The sequence below is a fragment of the Paraglaciecola mesophila genome (genome assembly GCF_009906955.1).
Classification (GTDB): Bacteria; Pseudomonadota; Gammaproteobacteria; order Enterobacterales; family Alteromonadaceae; genus Paraglaciecola; species Paraglaciecola mesophila_A.
Map to the genome: position 1 here is coordinate 1,801,647 of NZ_CP047656.1, position 16,189 is coordinate 1,817,835.

15 protein-coding genes and 1 riboswitch are annotated in these 16,189 nt (G+C 46.3%); of the genes, 11 read left to right on the top strand and 4 right to left on the bottom strand.

Translation table 11 applies throughout. From position 1 onward, the window contains the following. Positions 1-3 precede the first annotated feature (3 nt). Both FX988_RS07750 and FX988_RS07755 read right to left on the bottom strand, forming a co-directional pair. A complete protein-coding gene (locus tag FX988_RS07750) occupies positions 4-645 on the bottom strand; it encodes a TVP38/TMEM64 family protein (RefSeq protein WP_254700749.1) in 642 nt (213 codons plus the stop codon). A gap of 47 nt (positions 646-692) precedes the next feature. Next, positions 693-1,421, bottom strand: a complete 729-nt coding sequence (locus tag FX988_RS07755) for a glycosyltransferase family 2 protein (protein WP_160179096.1) — start codon at positions 1,419-1,421, stop codon at positions 693-695. A 181-nt stretch (positions 1,422-1,602) separates the two neighbouring features. Here FX988_RS07755 and FX988_RS07760 point away from each other — a divergent pair, with 181 nt between their 5' ends. After that, the gene (locus tag FX988_RS07760; RefSeq protein WP_160182125.1) at positions 1,603-2,292 is read left to right on the top strand and encodes a response regulator transcription factor; all 690 of its coding nucleotides are present in this window, start codon (positions 1,603-1,605) and stop codon (positions 2,290-2,292) included. Continuing rightward, positions 2,276-3,700 (top strand): sensor histidine kinase, encoded by a 1,425-nt coding sequence (locus FX988_RS07765; RefSeq protein WP_160179097.1) that lies wholly within the window; start codon positions 2,276-2,278, stop codon positions 3,698-3,700. The genes FX988_RS07760 and FX988_RS07765 overlap by 17 nt, the downstream gene beginning before the upstream one ends. A 92-nt stretch (positions 3,701-3,792) precedes the next feature. On the opposite strand, the gene FX988_RS07770 is transcribed toward FX988_RS07765, so the two are convergent. Together FX988_RS07770 and FX988_RS07775 are read right to left on the bottom strand one after the other, a co-directional pair. Beyond that, positions 3,793-4,986, bottom strand: a complete 1,194-nt coding sequence (locus FX988_RS07770; protein WP_160179098.1) for a PepSY-associated TM helix domain-containing protein — start codon at positions 4,984-4,986, stop codon at positions 3,793-3,795. Between the two features lie 46 nt (positions 4,987-5,032). Next, positions 5,033-7,165 (bottom strand): TonB-dependent siderophore receptor, encoded by a 2,133-nt coding sequence (locus FX988_RS07775; protein WP_160179099.1) that lies wholly within the window; start codon positions 7,163-7,165, stop codon positions 5,033-5,035. A 267-nt stretch (positions 7,166-7,432) separates the two neighbouring features. After that, a riboswitch (cobalamin riboswitch) is annotated at positions 7,433-7,581 on the top strand. 104 nt (positions 7,582-7,685) lie between these two features. On the opposite strand from FX988_RS07775, the gene FX988_RS07780 reads away from it, so the two are divergent. The 9 genes from FX988_RS07780 to FX988_RS07820 all read left to right on the top strand — a co-directional run bounded on the left by FX988_RS07780 (position 7,686) and on the right by FX988_RS07820 (position 16,186). After that, complete coding sequence (locus tag FX988_RS07780; RefSeq protein WP_160179100.1) at positions 7,686-8,549, top strand: ABC transporter ATP-binding protein; 864 nt, start codon at positions 7,686-7,688, stop codon at positions 8,547-8,549. After that, positions 8,546-9,568, top strand: a complete 1,023-nt coding sequence (locus tag FX988_RS07785; RefSeq protein WP_160179101.1) for a FecCD family ABC transporter permease — start codon at positions 8,546-8,548, stop codon at positions 9,566-9,568. Before FX988_RS07780 ends, FX988_RS07785 begins: the two co-directional genes overlap by 4 nt. A gap of 163 nt (positions 9,569-9,731) precedes the next feature. After that, a complete protein-coding gene (gene cobT / locus FX988_RS07790) occupies positions 9,732-10,850 on the top strand; it encodes a nicotinate-nucleotide--dimethylbenzimidazole phosphoribosyltransferase (RefSeq protein ID WP_160179102.1) in 1,119 nt (372 codons plus the stop codon). Between the two features lie 21 nt (positions 10,851-10,871). Then, positions 10,872-11,693, top strand: coding sequence for an adenosylcobinamide-GDP ribazoletransferase (locus tag FX988_RS07795; RefSeq protein WP_412761924.1), 822 nt, complete (start codon positions 10,872-10,874; stop codon positions 11,691-11,693). A gap of 95 nt (positions 11,694-11,788) precedes the next feature. Further along, complete coding sequence (cobU, locus tag FX988_RS07800; RefSeq protein WP_160179103.1) at positions 11,789-12,337, top strand: bifunctional adenosylcobinamide kinase/adenosylcobinamide-phosphate guanylyltransferase; 549 nt, start codon at positions 11,789-11,791, stop codon at positions 12,335-12,337. A 16-nt stretch (positions 12,338-12,353) separates the two neighbouring features. Next, on the top strand, positions 12,354-12,983 hold the full coding sequence (locus FX988_RS07805) for a histidine phosphatase family protein (RefSeq protein ID WP_160179104.1): 630 nt from the start codon (positions 12,354-12,356) through the stop codon (positions 12,981-12,983). Continuing rightward, the gene (locus FX988_RS07810; protein WP_160179105.1) at positions 12,980-14,521 is read left to right on the top strand and encodes a cobyric acid synthase; all 1,542 of its coding nucleotides are present in this window, start codon (positions 12,980-12,982) and stop codon (positions 14,519-14,521) included. Before FX988_RS07805 ends, FX988_RS07810 begins: the two co-directional genes overlap by 4 nt. Next, positions 14,514-15,134, top strand: a complete 621-nt coding sequence (gene cobO, locus FX988_RS07815) for a cob(I)yrinic acid a,c-diamide adenosyltransferase (protein WP_160179106.1) — start codon at positions 14,514-14,516, stop codon at positions 15,132-15,134. Before FX988_RS07810 ends, cobO begins: the two co-directional genes overlap by 8 nt. Continuing rightward, positions 15,134-16,186, top strand: a complete 1,053-nt coding sequence (locus FX988_RS07820) for a cobalamin-binding protein (RefSeq protein ID WP_160179107.1) — start codon at positions 15,134-15,136, stop codon at positions 16,184-16,186. The genes cobO and FX988_RS07820 overlap by 1 nt, the downstream gene beginning before the upstream one ends. Positions 16,187-16,189 lie beyond the last annotated feature (3 nt).

Genomic DNA, 16,189 nt, shown 5'->3' on the forward strand with positions numbered 1-16,189 from the left:
TTGCTATGCACCCATTTTCACATTCATCTCGGTAGGATCATTCGGTTTGCTTGAGAACTGATAACGATATTTTTGCAGAATATACCCGCCTAAAACGCTTGTTAGGCCAAGCAGAACAACACTGATAACAAGATTAGCGCTATCGTTAATCAGCAAGCCTTTACCCATTACGGCAAATATGAGCATTTGAGGTACATAACCAATGGTCGAGCCAGCGATAAACGGCATCACTTTCACATTTGTCACACCCACGAGTAGATTCGTCAGCAGGTTATTACCAACCGGCAACAACCTTACAAATATGCTTTTAATAAACGCGTCTTGCGCTAAAAAACGGTTTATCTTGGTCATTTTCCCTGAAAAGTATCGTTGAATAAGCGGCTTAGCAAAATATCGAGCTATGCACATCACGACTAAACAACTCACGGTAGCAGCCAAGGTTGAATAAATCAGTCCTTGTGCCACTCCAAAGGCATACCCCCCCATAAACGCAACGAGTTGCCTTGGCAGTCCAATTGACAACAAGAGCACAGAAACACCAATGAAATTGATTATCCCAGTGATGCCGTTATGACGTGTATGTGCATCAATCCACTGCTGATTGAATGTATCTATTCCAGGAAATTGCGTTGCAATGTGGCTCACACAAAGCAACACAATTGCCAGTAAGAATAGTCGTAGCAGATTGCTTATCATCGCTCAACAACTACAACAATATCTTTGATTTTGCAGCGTTTTTGTAACCACAGTACGCCAACTATGTCCACTATCCCCACACCAAGCCGGCCCAACATGTTGTACTTGGACTGGCCGTATTGCCTATCTCTGTGGTTCACATCGTTCACCTCAACCACGCCACCTAGGCGACTCACCAACGCAGGGATAAAACGATGCATGTGATCAAAGTAGGGAAGCGCTAAGAACGTTTGTTTTGGCAAAACCTTTAAGCCACACCCCGTATCTGGGGTATTGTCACCCAAGATGTTGCTACGAATACGATTCGCAATGCGTGATTGCACACGTTTCCACGTTGTATCCTTTCTATTCTTACGATTACCCGCGATGCAAAAGTCGCTGCCAATCGGCATCGCTAAAGCTCGCTCTACAAGTGTTGGAATATCAGCAGGATCGTTCTGTCCATCAGCATCAAGTGTAACGACAAGCTCTCCATTAGCGTGCTTCACACCCGTCCATATCGCCGTACTTTGGCCAACGGAATATTTATGTTTGATCACCGATAATCGCCCATAGTCGCCGCGTTTTAGTTCACAAAGCCGTTGATAGGTACCATCTGTGCTACCATCGTCAACATAAATAATCTCAAAATCATGAATATCATCCAGCGCCTTATAGATTTCAGTTACCACTGGCGCTACATTTTCTTCTTCATTTTTTGCTGGTATCACTATCGAAATTTTCACTCTGCCCTCATATCTCTAGCTGACGTTCGATCCCACCGATTAGGCGAAATTGTGACAGTAGCAGGTGAAACTTAAGATTAACTGATGAAAAACTGTCCCTTTGGTTTATCTTATTTTCCTCAGTGAATCTTAAGAAACCAAAGGTATACTAAGGGTATGCTCAATCAACCCATTGGATATGATGCGAATATTACTCATTGAAGATTCAGCCTCGCTCAGAAATAGCTTAAGTATTGGACTGGACAAACTCGGTTATTCGGTAGACGTTGCAGCGGATGGCAGTGAAGGCTTAAGTATGGCCCTTATGGGTAATTACGACCTTGTTATCCTTGATTTAATGTTGCCTGAAATAGATGGGCTAGCCATTTTAAAAGCGCTAAGAAAAAAGAATCTTGATGTGCGAGTTTTAATATTGTCCGCTCGCGCTGAAACAAACGATAAAGTCAGTGGCATTCTTGCAGGTGCCGACGACTACCTAACCAAACCTTTCTCTTTTGATGAATTGAGTGCGCGTTTAGTTAATCTAATGAGGCGAGGCCCTGCAGTCCAAGCAAACGACAAAATAGTCGTAGCTGGTTTTACCTTAGACTTGCAAATCAAGTCCTTAATGTATGCCAACCAAAGTATTGAGCTTACCCCGAACGAATATAAAATCATCGAATGTATGTTTTTAAATCGAGACCGAGTCGTCACGTCGGAAAAATTGAGCGAGTATCTTTCTGGCAACTATGACTACATATCAAAAAACGCCATAGAAGCGCATTTATCGTCCGCCAGAAAAAAGACCCGCAATATAGGGGCGACCCTACCCATCAAAAGCAAACGTGGTTTTGGCTATAAAGTTGTTGAGCTAAATGAAATCAATTCGTAAAACCTTAACCAGACGACTTTCAATCGTCATCTCAATACTGGTGATAAGCGTATTGTTGGCAGCCGACATTGGGGTAGATAATTGGGTTGAAAATGAGTTCAACCATGCCATGAGGGCTAAAATCGGCTTATTGCAAACCTTAGTTAGGCAGGATACAGACGGCATAAACTTCCACTTCTCAGGCGAATACTTACCTGAGTTCAAAGGGGTAGATTCACCTGAGTATTTTCAGCTTTGGCATAACAACAAAGCATTTAAAAAATCGGCGACGCTATCCTTATACAAAGACAATAAGTTGCCGTTAATCACAATCAATTTAAATGAGTTTGTTATTAATGACATGACCCTACCTGACGGACGTTCAGGAAGAATAGTCTACTCTAAATTTATCCCTCAAATGGAAGAAGAGCTAGCTGGCGAATCAAAGCCAACAGCCTCACCTATGGTCATTGCCTATGCAACATCTGTTGAACTATTAAACTTTACTTTGTGGTTTATTGATGTCGCATTCATTCTAGCCTTGATCCTCGTTCCTCTCGTCGTCAGATTTGTTGTAAAGAACACGGTTTCTTATTCTTTAACACCGATTGATAACTTGAACGAAAAAATAAGAGAAATGCGTTTCAGTGATCCGCTCTCTCGAACCGTCTTCGAAAACGATGTAGAAGAATTATCACCTATCACAGACAGTATTAATCACTTCATTGAAGATAACTACTCACTGTATGTTCGCGAAAAACGGCTGACGTCTGATATTGCCCATGAACTTAAAACGCCGGTCACTGAGTTAATTAACATGACCGAAGTGGCACTTAAATTCCCAGGAGAAGATAGGTTAGAAAGAGACTTCAAACCGACTGTTCTTCAAATCGCAAATCGAATGAAAAGCATCATATCGGGTTTGATGCTTCTTCAGAAATACAGTCATCAACGTCTACACTTAGCTGACGACATCAATCTCAATGTACTTATCGATAACATTACTCAACAAAAAGATTTTAAGAGCCTCTGTATTGATATTGAATCCACACGCACAACAATTATCAAAAGTAATCGAATGGCCATAGAGTCCATAGTGAATAATCTATTTGATAATGCCATTGAGCACAGTAAAAACGAAACGCCCATCAAGGTAGCACTAACAAGCGATAAACAAGGAAAAGTAAAATTCACCATCAGCAATACAATGAAGGTTCCACTTACCGAGCACGATCTCTCTCAGATGTTTGATCCGCTTTGGCAAAAAGACAATGCAAGAAGTTCAGAGAACAATTTTGGGCTAGGCCTCTGTATTGTTAAGACCCTTTGTGATGCTGTTAACGCCCAAATTTCAGTCAGTGTTGAAGAAATGAAAATATTTTTTAGTGTCACGTTCCCTGAGAACCCTGTTACTGCCACTGCTCGTTAGTGTAAAAATACAGTTGGCCAAAAACGAACTTGCCCCTTCTTTAAAGCTCGTCATTCACGCTGACGTACCCAGCAAATAATGGATGAATAGATTTAATACAAGAAGATAAATACGCCATAAAATATACTGACGCATATGCCTATAGCTGACACCCAGCCCAGTGCTTTCATGTGAGAAAAAGCTTGGCGCCAAATGCGTCTGCGTGGTTTTAGCTCATGGCGTGAGATACGCGCCACACGCATACCGTACATATAGGTTCCTGTCACAGTAAGCCCCGTCAGAAAAAGACCAAACATAAAATATACTATTTTACTAAACATGCCTCCCCAGACGCCAAAATGTAATGGGTCGGCAGCTTCTGAAATACGGTTGTGCACACTTAAATCACGGCCATCATGGTGCTGAATAAGCTGCCCTGTAGCAGGGTCGAATGTGACGAAATTCGCTCTGGGGCGCACGAGTAGAGCGCGGCCTTGGCCTTGGATCTCTATCACGTCTGATGATTCCTTGGCAAAATTAACCCGTTCAATAGCCAGTTCAGGAAACACCCGCTGCGTGTCTAACAACATTGCCGCAAATGTGGGTATGCTTGGCATCTTTTGGTTAGCTAACGCCTCTGTACTAGTTGCTGTTAGGCGCCCAGGGCTTGTGGCATCGGCCCCCCAGCGTTCAGCTAAATACCAGCAGCCGGTCACACTAATGATCAGCAAAAACCATAAGCTCCACACGCCCACTAATCGATGTAAATCGACCCAGCGTGTTTTGCGATGCTGCCAGCGCGGCGCGCGAAAAAAGTGCTTCCACCATCCTTTGTAGATATACATACTCGACACCAACATCGCCATCATTACCACGGCGAATAGGCTAACAAGGGTGATACCTAGGGTTAATGGCAACATGAGGTGACGATGCAACATACGAAAAAAACGTTGCCAGTTAAGCCAGCGCCCATCACCGAGATAGCCCCCAGTGGTAGGATGAAAAAACATTCGGTGGCGCTGCTTATCTTTATCAAGGTAGATAACTTCAGCACTAAACCAGCGATGTAAAGGGGCTTGAATAGAGCGCAATGAATTAACCGGTACTTGCTGTTGGGCACCAGTGTAGATTTTCTGCCAATTCATCCCCTCAACACTTGATGGTGCAACCCGTTTGGCTGGGTTAGCTAGCCAATCTAGCTCGTTAGAGATAACAGCCAACGTGCCACTGAGCACGATAAAGCACAGCATAATCGCCAACTTCACTCCAAGCCAGCTGTGAACGCTAAACCAATTTGCTCTATTCAATGTGCACTATCCAATGTGTTGCGCCAAACCCCTTATTCATAATGCATTAAAAGTCGTATTTTAGCTGGGCAATGATTTCTCTAGGTTGCCCGGGGAAATGACCATTTCGCTGGCTAAAACCACTGACCGCATACTCCTTATCAAATACATTATTCACGTTTAGGCTAAGCAGTATGTTGTCCCATTTGGTTGTCCAGCTAGCGTCAAATACGGTAAACGCTTTGACTTTTTGCGCGTCTGAGCTGATTTGCTCACTCACATAGTTCACCCCAAAGGCAACAGACGAATTGAGACTATGCAAGGCATAGCGTCCCCACAAGCCCGCTTGATGTCGGGGCGCATTCACAAAGCGATCGCCTTCACCAAAGGTATTGTTTGAACTGCCGTCAACCACTATGGTGTCATTGTACGCGTAGTTGGCGGTGACACTTAGTTCATCGGTAATATCACCGACTAAAGTAAACTCAGCCCCATCACTTTCCACTACCCCAAAGTTAATCAGAGCTGATTCCGTGTCGTCATTTTCTCCTTCAATATAATTAGGATTGCTGGCCACTAAGTTCTCTTTACTGATGTGATACACGGCAAAGGTGGTCATTATACTGCCGCCTAACCATTCGTTTTTCACCCCAAACTCTATTGAATCCCCAGTTACAGGCTCAAGATCTGTCACACTGGCATCTGCTTGGTCCGTGGCGTCTACCGGATTAAAGCTTTCCGAGTAATTGGCATAGAAAGACATAGTAGTCAGTGGCTTAAAGGTTAACCCAGAGCGAAAGGTCACATCGTGATCACCGTACTCATAGCCGCTTTCTTTGTCCCGTTCTTCAAAGTGATCAAAGCGAGCACCCAGCATTAATGTCCATTTATCGGCTAACTGCACCATGTCTTGTAGATACAAGCCTTGGCGGTTGCGCCGAATACCGTCTCTATTTTGATCCGTCAGGTTGTAGGTGCTTGGGTCCGTTTCACCATAATTAAGGTTAAAAATATTGAGGTTGCCTACTCCGTCAGCTTCATAACGAGCACGTAAATAATCATATTCAGTATCGACGTAATGCCAATCTCCACCAAATAATAACTGATGCTCCAAACCTGCCATTTTAAAATCATAAACAAAATCAGTTGTCAGGCTCACCTCATCATTCGCCCGATATTGGTCGCGATATTCACGACGAATCGTTTCATCATCAATATTCGCTAGCCCATCACCATTCACATCCACCCAACTTTGTGATTCATGGTACGCCTGGTCGCGCTCATTGGTCATCAGTCTTAGGGTCGAATTTACATTCAATGCATCATTGAAACTATGCTCAAGGGTCGATTGCACCACCCAGGCGGTCATATCCTGATAATCGCCCTTTTCATTGGCGTTATAGCTTCGGTCGACCAAAAAATTACCGTTATCATCAACCGGAACGCCTCGTAGCCGATGGCCCCCAAGGTTTTGTACTATGTAGTCAAATGTGGTGGTCAGGCGCGTATCATCACTAAAATCGTGCAGTAACCCAGCGACCAATTCGATATTTTCCATATCTGCATTGTTGCGAAAACTGTCTTGAGACTCATAGAATCCACCAAGACGATACGCTGTAGTGTTCGTTACTGCGCCTGTGGCTTCAGCTGAAATACCATACAAATCGTAGTTACCAACAGTAACATTCACATTTGACGCTTCATTGTAGGTTGGCTTTTTAGTCACATAATTGATCATGCCACCGGGCTCACCACCACCATAAAGCGCAGCAGCTGGGCCTTTGAGCACCTCTACCCTATCCACATTGAATAAATCGGGTACGCTAAATCCTGAATATGGGTCACCTCTTACGCCGTCATAAAACACATTGCCATCATCACGAAAACCACGAAATGTCACCCCTGAATAGCTGTACTCACTAACACCCGCGATGGAGCGGTACAAATCAGTAATATCACGGGCGGCTTGATCAGAAATAAGTTGTTCCGTTAACACCTGTGCAGACATAGGTATGTCAAGCAACTCCGCATCTGTTTTAGTGCCCAATTTAGTGCGGGTGTCCAAATAGAATTGCTGGGCACGCCCCGTCACTTCTAAATGTTCAATGGCTTCGTTTTGGCCTTGGGCTACAACCCCTGAACTCAAGCCTAATGCCGTTATACCTGATAAAAAACAACCGAAAGGAACCTTGCGAGCCATTAATTAAACTTCCTACTCAAAATGTGGGCCAGAAAAAGGCGCACACCATACAGTTAATGAGAATGATTTTCAATTGCGACATGAGACTTATTAGGTAGTTTTTGTGACTAAATAAGGATTATTCACTACTTAAAACTTCTAGAACATGAAAATCAGCAAGTCTAGTTAGGTAAGTATTCTACACGGCAGGATTTAGCGCTCGTCGGGCGTATAAATACTTGCTATATTGCACGCCATATATAGGTTTTATGCTGTGCTTATTTCGGATTTAACGAATATGACGAAGGCGTAAATTAAATGGGAATCTGGTGAGATGCCAGAACTGTACCCGCAACTGTAAACAAGTTTTAGGTATCGCGATACCCAGCGGATACCGGCTTGTAAGTCAGATACCAGCCTTATCTTTCATTTTTATCACGCGGGAATACGTGAATAACAGATTGTCATTTCAGGGTTTCTTCTGAGCGCGCTGTGTATTCCCCATAAGATCGTACGCGATCAGTAAAATAAAACAGGTGCCATGCCAGAATCAGTAAACCTACAGGCAAAACAGCTTTCCTATGCGATTGCGCAAAAGCACATTTTGTCTGACATCAACCTTTCACTTGAGCGTGGCAAAGTACTCGGCGTGCTCGGTCCTAATGGTGCCGGTAAAACCAGCTTGCTTAAAATGTTATCAGGCCAAACCGCCAGCAAGAATCAAGTTGAATGGTGCGGAAAAGCGTTAGAAGACTTCAGCCCATTAGAGCGCGCCAAACAAATTGCCGTGGTTAATCAATTAAATGAAAGTGTGTTTGCCTTAAGTTTGCAGCAAATCGTGCGCATGGGTTGGCTGCCCCATAAAACCCTATTGTCACGGGAAAACGAGCAAGATCATGCACATCTTGCCGCTTCAATCGCCAAAGTTGGCCTTAGCGACAAAACCCACCAAACCTTTAGTTCTCTCTCGGGTGGCGAACAGCAACGGGGCTTGATCGCACGGGCTTTGGTGCAAAAAGCGGCACTAATAGTATTAGATGAGCCAGTCAATCATTTAGATATTTATTATCAACATCAAGTACTTAAACTGCTTCGTACCCTAGCACATCAACAACAAATGACAGTCGTCATGAGTTTGCACGATATTAATTTAGCGGCCAGTTACTGCGATCATCTCTGCCTGTTAAACGAAGGAAAAATGATCGCTCAAGGGCCAGTTGAAAAGGTGCTCGAAGCCAAGACCCTTGAACATGTGTTTAATATTCCTTGTCGAATTCGCCGCGACGAGCTCACTCAAAACTTGCGCGTCGATTTTTATCCACCCGATGAACAAGAACATCCTTTACAGCCAGAAATCGTGCAGTATCCAAGTACGTCTGACAGCGAGCAAGGCCATTCGTTATGAGCAATCGCTGGTCTTTTCTTATCCTGCTGGCTGTGCTCTCCCCAGTTATCGGCATTTTTTTTGGCGCCGCAGACTTACCGCCCAAAGAGCTATATCAATGCATAGTAGGCCAATGCTCTACACAAATTAACAGCCTAATTTTCTGGGAAATTCGCTTACCACGTGTGCTGGTTGGTTTTTTAGTGGGGGCTGGACTGGCAGTGGCCGGTGCCACCTTGCAAAACATTACCCGTAATGGCCTAGCAGACCCATACTTATTTGGCGTCGTCTCCGGTGCCGGGCTTGGTGCCAGTATTGCCACCCTGCTGTTTGACAGTCAAATAGGCGAAACCTTAACGATTTTTGGCATGCTACCAGACGTGTCGTTTTCTATAGCATTACCCGTTGCCGCCTTTTTAGGGGCCATCTTTGCGGTGACCTTGGTGCAAGCGCTGGCTGCCACCTCCTTTGGTGGGCGTGGTGAGCACATGTTACTCGCGGGCGTTGCGGTGTCATTTATGCTCAGTGCCCTTAGCCACTTTTTATTGTTTTTAGGCGATCCGTTCGCGGCCAATAAAGTGATTTTTTGGCTCATGGGTAGTCTCGCTCGCACCGAATTATGGTATGCGTGGATCATGCTCCCCGTTGTGATGGGTAGCGCGCTCCTACTTTTACTCTTTGGTCGACGCTTAGACGCCTTATTACTGGGTGATGAAAATGCGAAAACCCTAGGCATTAATGTAACGGCCATTCGTTTGATGGCGTTAGGAATATGCGCCGCTTTAACCGCCTGTATCGTAGCCTATTGTGGCGGTATCGGGTTTGTAGGGCTTATGATCCCCCACATTGTACGGCGCTGGGTTGGCGTAACTAGCCGCGCACTTATTTTGGGCTGTGTACTAATAGGGGGAAGCTTTATGGTGCTCGTCGACATTATTGCCCGCTCGGCCTTGTCAGACCAAGAAATCCCAATCGGCATTATCACCTCAGCCATAGGTAGCGTGTTTTTCTTGTTGGCTATTCGCCAACGCCAAACATGAGCGCGGCGCCAAATATGAACAAGATACAAGCTCAAAACAAATTGAAACTGAAATTGAATCACACTAAAACAGGAATGGAACAACAGCTATGCTAGATGAAGATGTAATAGCAGCGCCAAAGGCAACACATTCTCCACAACAGGCACCAAGGACGAAACAAATAATGCCACAACAAAGCCCAACGTCTTTGTCTGTATTCGAACAGACATATTGGCAAATCGCCCCTGTCGACAGTGCTTGTCTACCGAGCATAGACGAGCGAATTAATCATAAAACCAAACCCTTAGGGGCACTGGGCCAACTTGAAGATCTTGCCCGACAGCTTGCGCAAATTCAGTACCCTGCTCCTGAAGGGTCACAGCCTATTGAGATCAACCGCCCTGTGATGCTGGTTTTTGCGGCGGATCATGGCATCGCTGCTCATAGCATCAGTATTGCGCCGCCTGAAGTCACACAACAAATGGTGCTTAATTTTATTAATGGCGGCGCCGCCATCAACTGTTTTAGCGAAACGCTCGGCTGGACAATGAAAGTCATTGACGCCGGTATGCTCAGCCCAATTGACGAAACCGCCCGAGCTTCAGCAGGCGATATGCTAATAGAGCAGTCCATTGGCTCAGGTACCGCTGATTTTTCCAAACAAGCTGCAATGAGCCAAGACCAAGTAGAGCAAGCCTTGCTCATGGGCGCGAAAATAGCCACAGAGCAAATAGAACAAGGCAGTAATGTACTGGCCTTCGGCGAAATGGGGATAGGCAATACCAGCAGTGCATCGGCGCTGTTGTCGCTCATTTGCGGCTTAAGCCCTGAGCGCACAACAGGCAAAGGTACCGGCATAAGCGATGAACAGCTCGCCAACAAGGTACAACTCATCACAGATGCCCTAGCGCGTGTCGAGCAAACCCACGGTACTAAAGCCTTTACGCCGCAAACCGCTTTAGCAGAAGTCGGTGGTTTTGAAATAGCGCAAATTATTGGTGCCATGTTAGCAACAGCTAAAGCAGGAAAAAGCATACTCGTGGATGGCTTTATCGTCAGCGTGGCGGCCTTAATTGCCACCCGTATCGCCCCTCGTGCGCAAGATTACATGCTGTTTGCTCACTGCTCAGCCGAGCATGCCCATCAGCAAGTATTGGCGCAGTTAGATGCACGGCCATTACTGTCACTTGGTTTACGCCTAGGTGAAGGCACGGGAGCCGCCCTAGCGTTACCCTTACTGCAGGCTGCAGCAAGTTTTTACAATGACATGGCGAGCTTTGAAAGCGCTGGGGTAACCGTTTGATTCGCTTTACATGAGCAAAAAATGAATACGAGCATGTACCAATTGATAAAGGAACAGAGTAATTTGCTGATGTTAGCAATCAGCTTTTTCACGCGCTTGCCTGTGCCCTTCTCACTCGATTACAGCCCGCAAAAGTTACATCAGGCAGGGCGTTATTTCCCTTTAGTTGGCTGGTTACTCGTGGCCCTGCTCAGCGCGTTTTATTGTTTTGCTACTGGCTATTTTGGGGTGGCAGTCTCTGTGTGTTTGCTCATAACCCTTAGTTTAGTGCTTACCGGTGCGCTGCACGAAGATGGCCTAGCCGATACCGCGGATGGCTTTTGGGGCGGGCATACCGCACAGCGTAAATTAGCGATCATGAAAGACAGCCAAATCGGTACGTATGGCACCTGCGCGTTAATCTGCTTGCTGCTCACCAAATTTATTCTGCTTTGCACGTTAGCCGTTAACCAACAACTGCTGATTGCGCTGGCAATAGCCTATCCTTTGTCGCGTGCATTGGCGATTTCTCATGTGCAACACCTTGCCTACGCACGACAAAATAGCGACCATAGCAAAAGTGCAGCACTTGCCCAGCCCATGCAACCCCGAGTGTTACTGTGGCTAGTAATAAGTAGCCTACCGGGTTTACTGTTTTTAACCCTGCCCAGCACCCTCATTATTTTGCTCAGTGGCTGCGCCTTACGGCTCGCTCTTAAATATTGGTTTAACAAACACATAGGTGGTTATACCGGCGATTGCTTGGGGTTTGCGCAACAAGTACAAGAAATCCTTATTTACCTGTTGCTGATAGCCACGTTACCCAAGGTGACGAATGGGCACATTTTCGCGCAGTTGTTTTAGCCTTTTTTTTACAGAGACATGATGCACACCAACCAAACATTATGCGTTCAGGTAAAATCTAGCGGCCTACGTCAGCTTAATCGGAGGGCATGTTAATGCTTCATTTTATTATCGGCGGTGCACGCTCAGGCAAATCAAATTACGCCCTAGAGCAAGCGTTATCCCTGAGCCAACAATCAGGTAAAAATGTCACTTATGTCGCCACTGCTACCGCCACAGATGCAGAGATGGCCAAACGAATCGCCCGCCATCAACAAGAGCGCCCAGCACATTGGGCTTTAGCCGAAGTACCGCTAAATTTAACCGAATATATCGAGCAATTCTCTGATAATAGCCAAGTGGCTGACAACGAACGGCCGATTTTACTTATCGACTGTTTGACCTTGTGGCTCAACAACCATTTGTACCACCAGCCAGAGCAAGATTTCAGCATGTTATTTCAGGGATTTACGCAAGCGATTCGTGCCAGCAAAGCAAGTATTATTATGGTGGCGAACGAGGTCGGCTTAGGTATTATTCCCATGGGGGAAGTGACAAGGCAATTTGTTGATCAAGCCGGCTGGCTGAACCAAGCCGTTGCCAGCAATGCAGATCACGTCACCTTTGTAGCCGCGGGTTTACCCATGCCATTAAAGCGCCCTTAAGGTGAATAATAGCCAGATGCAAGCCTCCTCAACCACTTTCAATTTACTGCGTCATGGTCAAGTAGATGGCCCAGCAGCACTGTATGGCAAAACCGATGTTTCACTTAGCGAACAGGGCCTACGCGCTATGCAAGTTCACGTGCAACATCTGCCAAATCCAGACGTGATTATCACCTCTCCTCGTTTGCGCTGTCAGGATTTTGCCGAAAACCTAGCGGATACCTTGTCTGTGCCGCTTATTATTGAAGATGCACTGCAAGAGTGTGATTTTGGCTTATATGATGGCATCCCATTTGACGATTTGACCGACCAATGGCTTGAATTAAACGACTTTTGGCGCAACCCCATGCAATCAACCTTACCCGAGGCAGAATCATTAGAAGCCTTTCATCACCGCGTGCACCAGTGCTGGCAACGCTTGATCACCCAACATCAAGGCCAGAACTGCCTAGTGATATGTCACGGCGGGGTAATACGCCAAATTTTAGCCTCTGTGCTGGCCGCCGATTGGCAAAGCCCTAAATGGTATACCACGCTGCAAATCGGTTACGCCAGCGTGTCTCGCATCTCAATTGCAGAATATCAACACGCCACTCCTGTGGTGAATTTTATCGCTAAACCGCCTTTTAACGAGCAGCCCCTATGACGCATAAAACCGCTACCATCATGATCCAAGGCACCACCTCGGATGCTGGCAAGAGCATGCTGGTCGCAGGATTTTGTCGTTGTCTAAAAAATCACGGCTGGAATGTCGCCCCGTTTAAGCCGCAAAACATGGCTCTTAATAGTGCCGTCACCAAAGACGGCGGCGAAATTGGTCGCGCTCAAGCTGTGCAAGCGCAAGCAGCCGGTATCGAGCCCAGCGTTCATATGAACCCTGTGTTATTGAAACCCAGCTCAGATACCGGCGCACAGGTGATCATTCAAGGTAAAGCCGTATCGGACATGCAAGCCAAGAAGTACCACGACTACAAACAAGTCGCCATGCAAGCCGTGCTTAGTTCTCATAAAGTATTGTGTGCTGACTATGAAGTAATTGTGGTCGAAGGTGCAGGCAGCCCAGCCGAGATTAATTTGCGCAAAGGCGATATCGCCAATATGGGTTTCGCTGAAGCCGTTGATTGCCCCGTGATCATCGTGGCGGATATCGATCGCGGTGGCGTGTTCGCTCAGCTCGTAGGCACCTTAGATTTACTGGCCGAATCTGAACAAAAGCGCGTAGTGGGGTTTGTGATCAACAAGTTTCGCGGCGACATAAAACTACTGGAACCCGGACTAACCTGGTTAGAGCAGCGCACAAAAAAGCCCGTGCTCGGCGTACTGCCGTATATTCATAATTTACAACTCGCCGCAGAAGATGCCATTCAAGCCGAGCAAAATCTAGATGAAGAAAACATACGAATACACATATGTGTACCCGTATTTAAACGCATCAGTAATCACACTGATTTTGATATGCTACGGGTTCACCCTCAGGTAAAACTCACCTTTGTGGCCCAGCACTCACCTATTCCCCCTTGTGATTTAATCATTCTGCCCGGCAGCAAAAATGTGCGCGCCGACTTGGCACTACTCAAAGACATGCACTGGGACAAAGCACTTCAGCGACATCTTCGCTATGGCGGTAAAGTATTGGGCATTTGTGGTGGTTATCAAATGTTGGGCCACGCGATTGCCGACCCACAGGGTGTAGAAGACACACCGGGCACCAGCACAGGGCTGGGTTATTTGCCCATTAACACCGAATTACGCCCTCAAAAACAGCTTACCCATAGTCAAGGTAACTTGTTGCTCACATCGGGCGAGCCCGTGCCGATTCACGGTTATGAAATTCACATTGGCACCAGCACCCGTGCTGAAAATGCCAACCCTCTGATTTTATTAAACAACGGCAAGTATGAAGGCTGTATCAGTGATGATAATCAGGTCGCAGGGAGCTATTTACACGGTCTATTTGATTCGCCACAAGCGTTACAACACCTACTGGCATGGGCAGGAGCGAGTACCGAACTCGCTGAAGATTATAGCGCCCAGCAAGAGCAGGAAATAGCGCGCTTAGCGCACGTATGCCAAACCCATTTAAACTGGGACGCCATCAATACCATTATTCATCATCAATTTACCGCGCCAACACCTTCTGGCGCGACCACTGACAGCAAAGCAGGAGTACAAACTCATGTCTGATAATCAAGCAAACGACAACAAAGATGACAACAGCCGCCACAAAGCGCGCATGCAACAGCAAAAAGCCAAAGTAGATGAGCGCATTGCTAACGCCCAAGTTGAAAAAGGGGTATTAATCGTTATCACTGGCAACGGTAAGGGTAAATCCACCTCTGGTTTTGGTACCGTTGCTCGCGCCGTCGGTCATGGCTTAAAAGCGTCTGTGGTACAATATGTAAAAGGCACTTGGCCTTGCGGCGAGCGGGATTTATTAGAAAAATTAGGGGTGGAGTTTCATGTTATGGGCACAGGTTTCACCTGGGAAACCCAAAACAAAGAAACCGATATAGCCGCAGCACAAAAAGCATGGGAATTTAGCAAAGCCTGTTTGCAAGACCCATCCATTGATTTGCTACTGCTAGACGAAATCACCTACATGCTGACGTACAAGTACATCGACCTAGACGACGTGTTAGCAGCACTTGAAAATCGCCCTGTGAATCAACACGTGGTGATCACAGGCCGCGCCTGTCATCGCGCGGTGATTGAATTAGCCGATACGGTTAGTGAAGTACGCCCAGTCAAACACGCCTTTGAGGCGGGAATTAAAGCGCAAAAAGGGATCGACTGGTAATGGCAACCTCATGGCACCCTAGGCGAGTAAGCAAGTGTTTCTACGTTCTGCTTTTCAGCGTCTTAACCGTGAGTGTTTCGCACGCAAGCACCCAAAGCGAAGCAGTGTCTGTGGCCGTCGATTCAAGCACTCAAAATCCAAACGCAGCAGAGAATCAGCAAGTAAAATCTGAAAAGACGGCGAAAGGTAGCACCATCAGATTAGCCGAAAGTGATGGTATATTTCAGGAAATAACCTCACTTAGCAGAGAAAAGAGACAAAAACTGCGCATTATTGCGCTGGCACCGCATATTGTAGAATCAATGTTCGAAGTGGGCGCAGGGCAACAAATCATTGCCACCACTGCCCATGCTGATTACCCAGAAGCGGCAAAAGACATTCTACAAATTGGTAATTACGCCCGTCTGCAAATTGAAAAAATAGTGCAACTGCAACCTGATGTCGTAATTGCTTGGAAAACCGGTAACCCAGGAGATGATTTATCGCGCTTGAAAAAATATAAGGTGAAGGTGATATATTCAAACCCTACCACCTTGTCTCAAGTGGCTGATGAGCTACTCATGCTCGGTCAGCTAACTGGGCGTGAAACGGCGGCAGAACAAGCCGCTTCTGCGTACACAACACAGTTAAACACCCTCAAAACGCGCTATGCTGATAAAATTCCAATGCGTACCTTTTACGAACTTTGGTCTCGGCCACTGCGCACGGTGGCCAATAATGCATGGCCCCAACAACAACTCGCCCTTTGCGGGGCAAAAAACCCTTTTGCAAACGCCAACGATGATTACCCTTCTGTCGGCTTAGAGCAGGTGTTAGTGACCTTACCACAGGTGATCATACAGCCTACCCAACATGCAGCTGACACACCAGACGCGCTAAATTGGGCAAAGTGGCAACACTTACCCGCCGCCAAAAATGGCTTTATTTTTCATCCCAACGCCGACAAGGTGCACCGCATGACAAGCCGCATGTTGGACGAAGTGGCTCTTATGTGCGAGCAAATCGATAAGGCCCGGCAGTTTTATCAAGCCGATACGCCTGTCAGTGAATGAGCA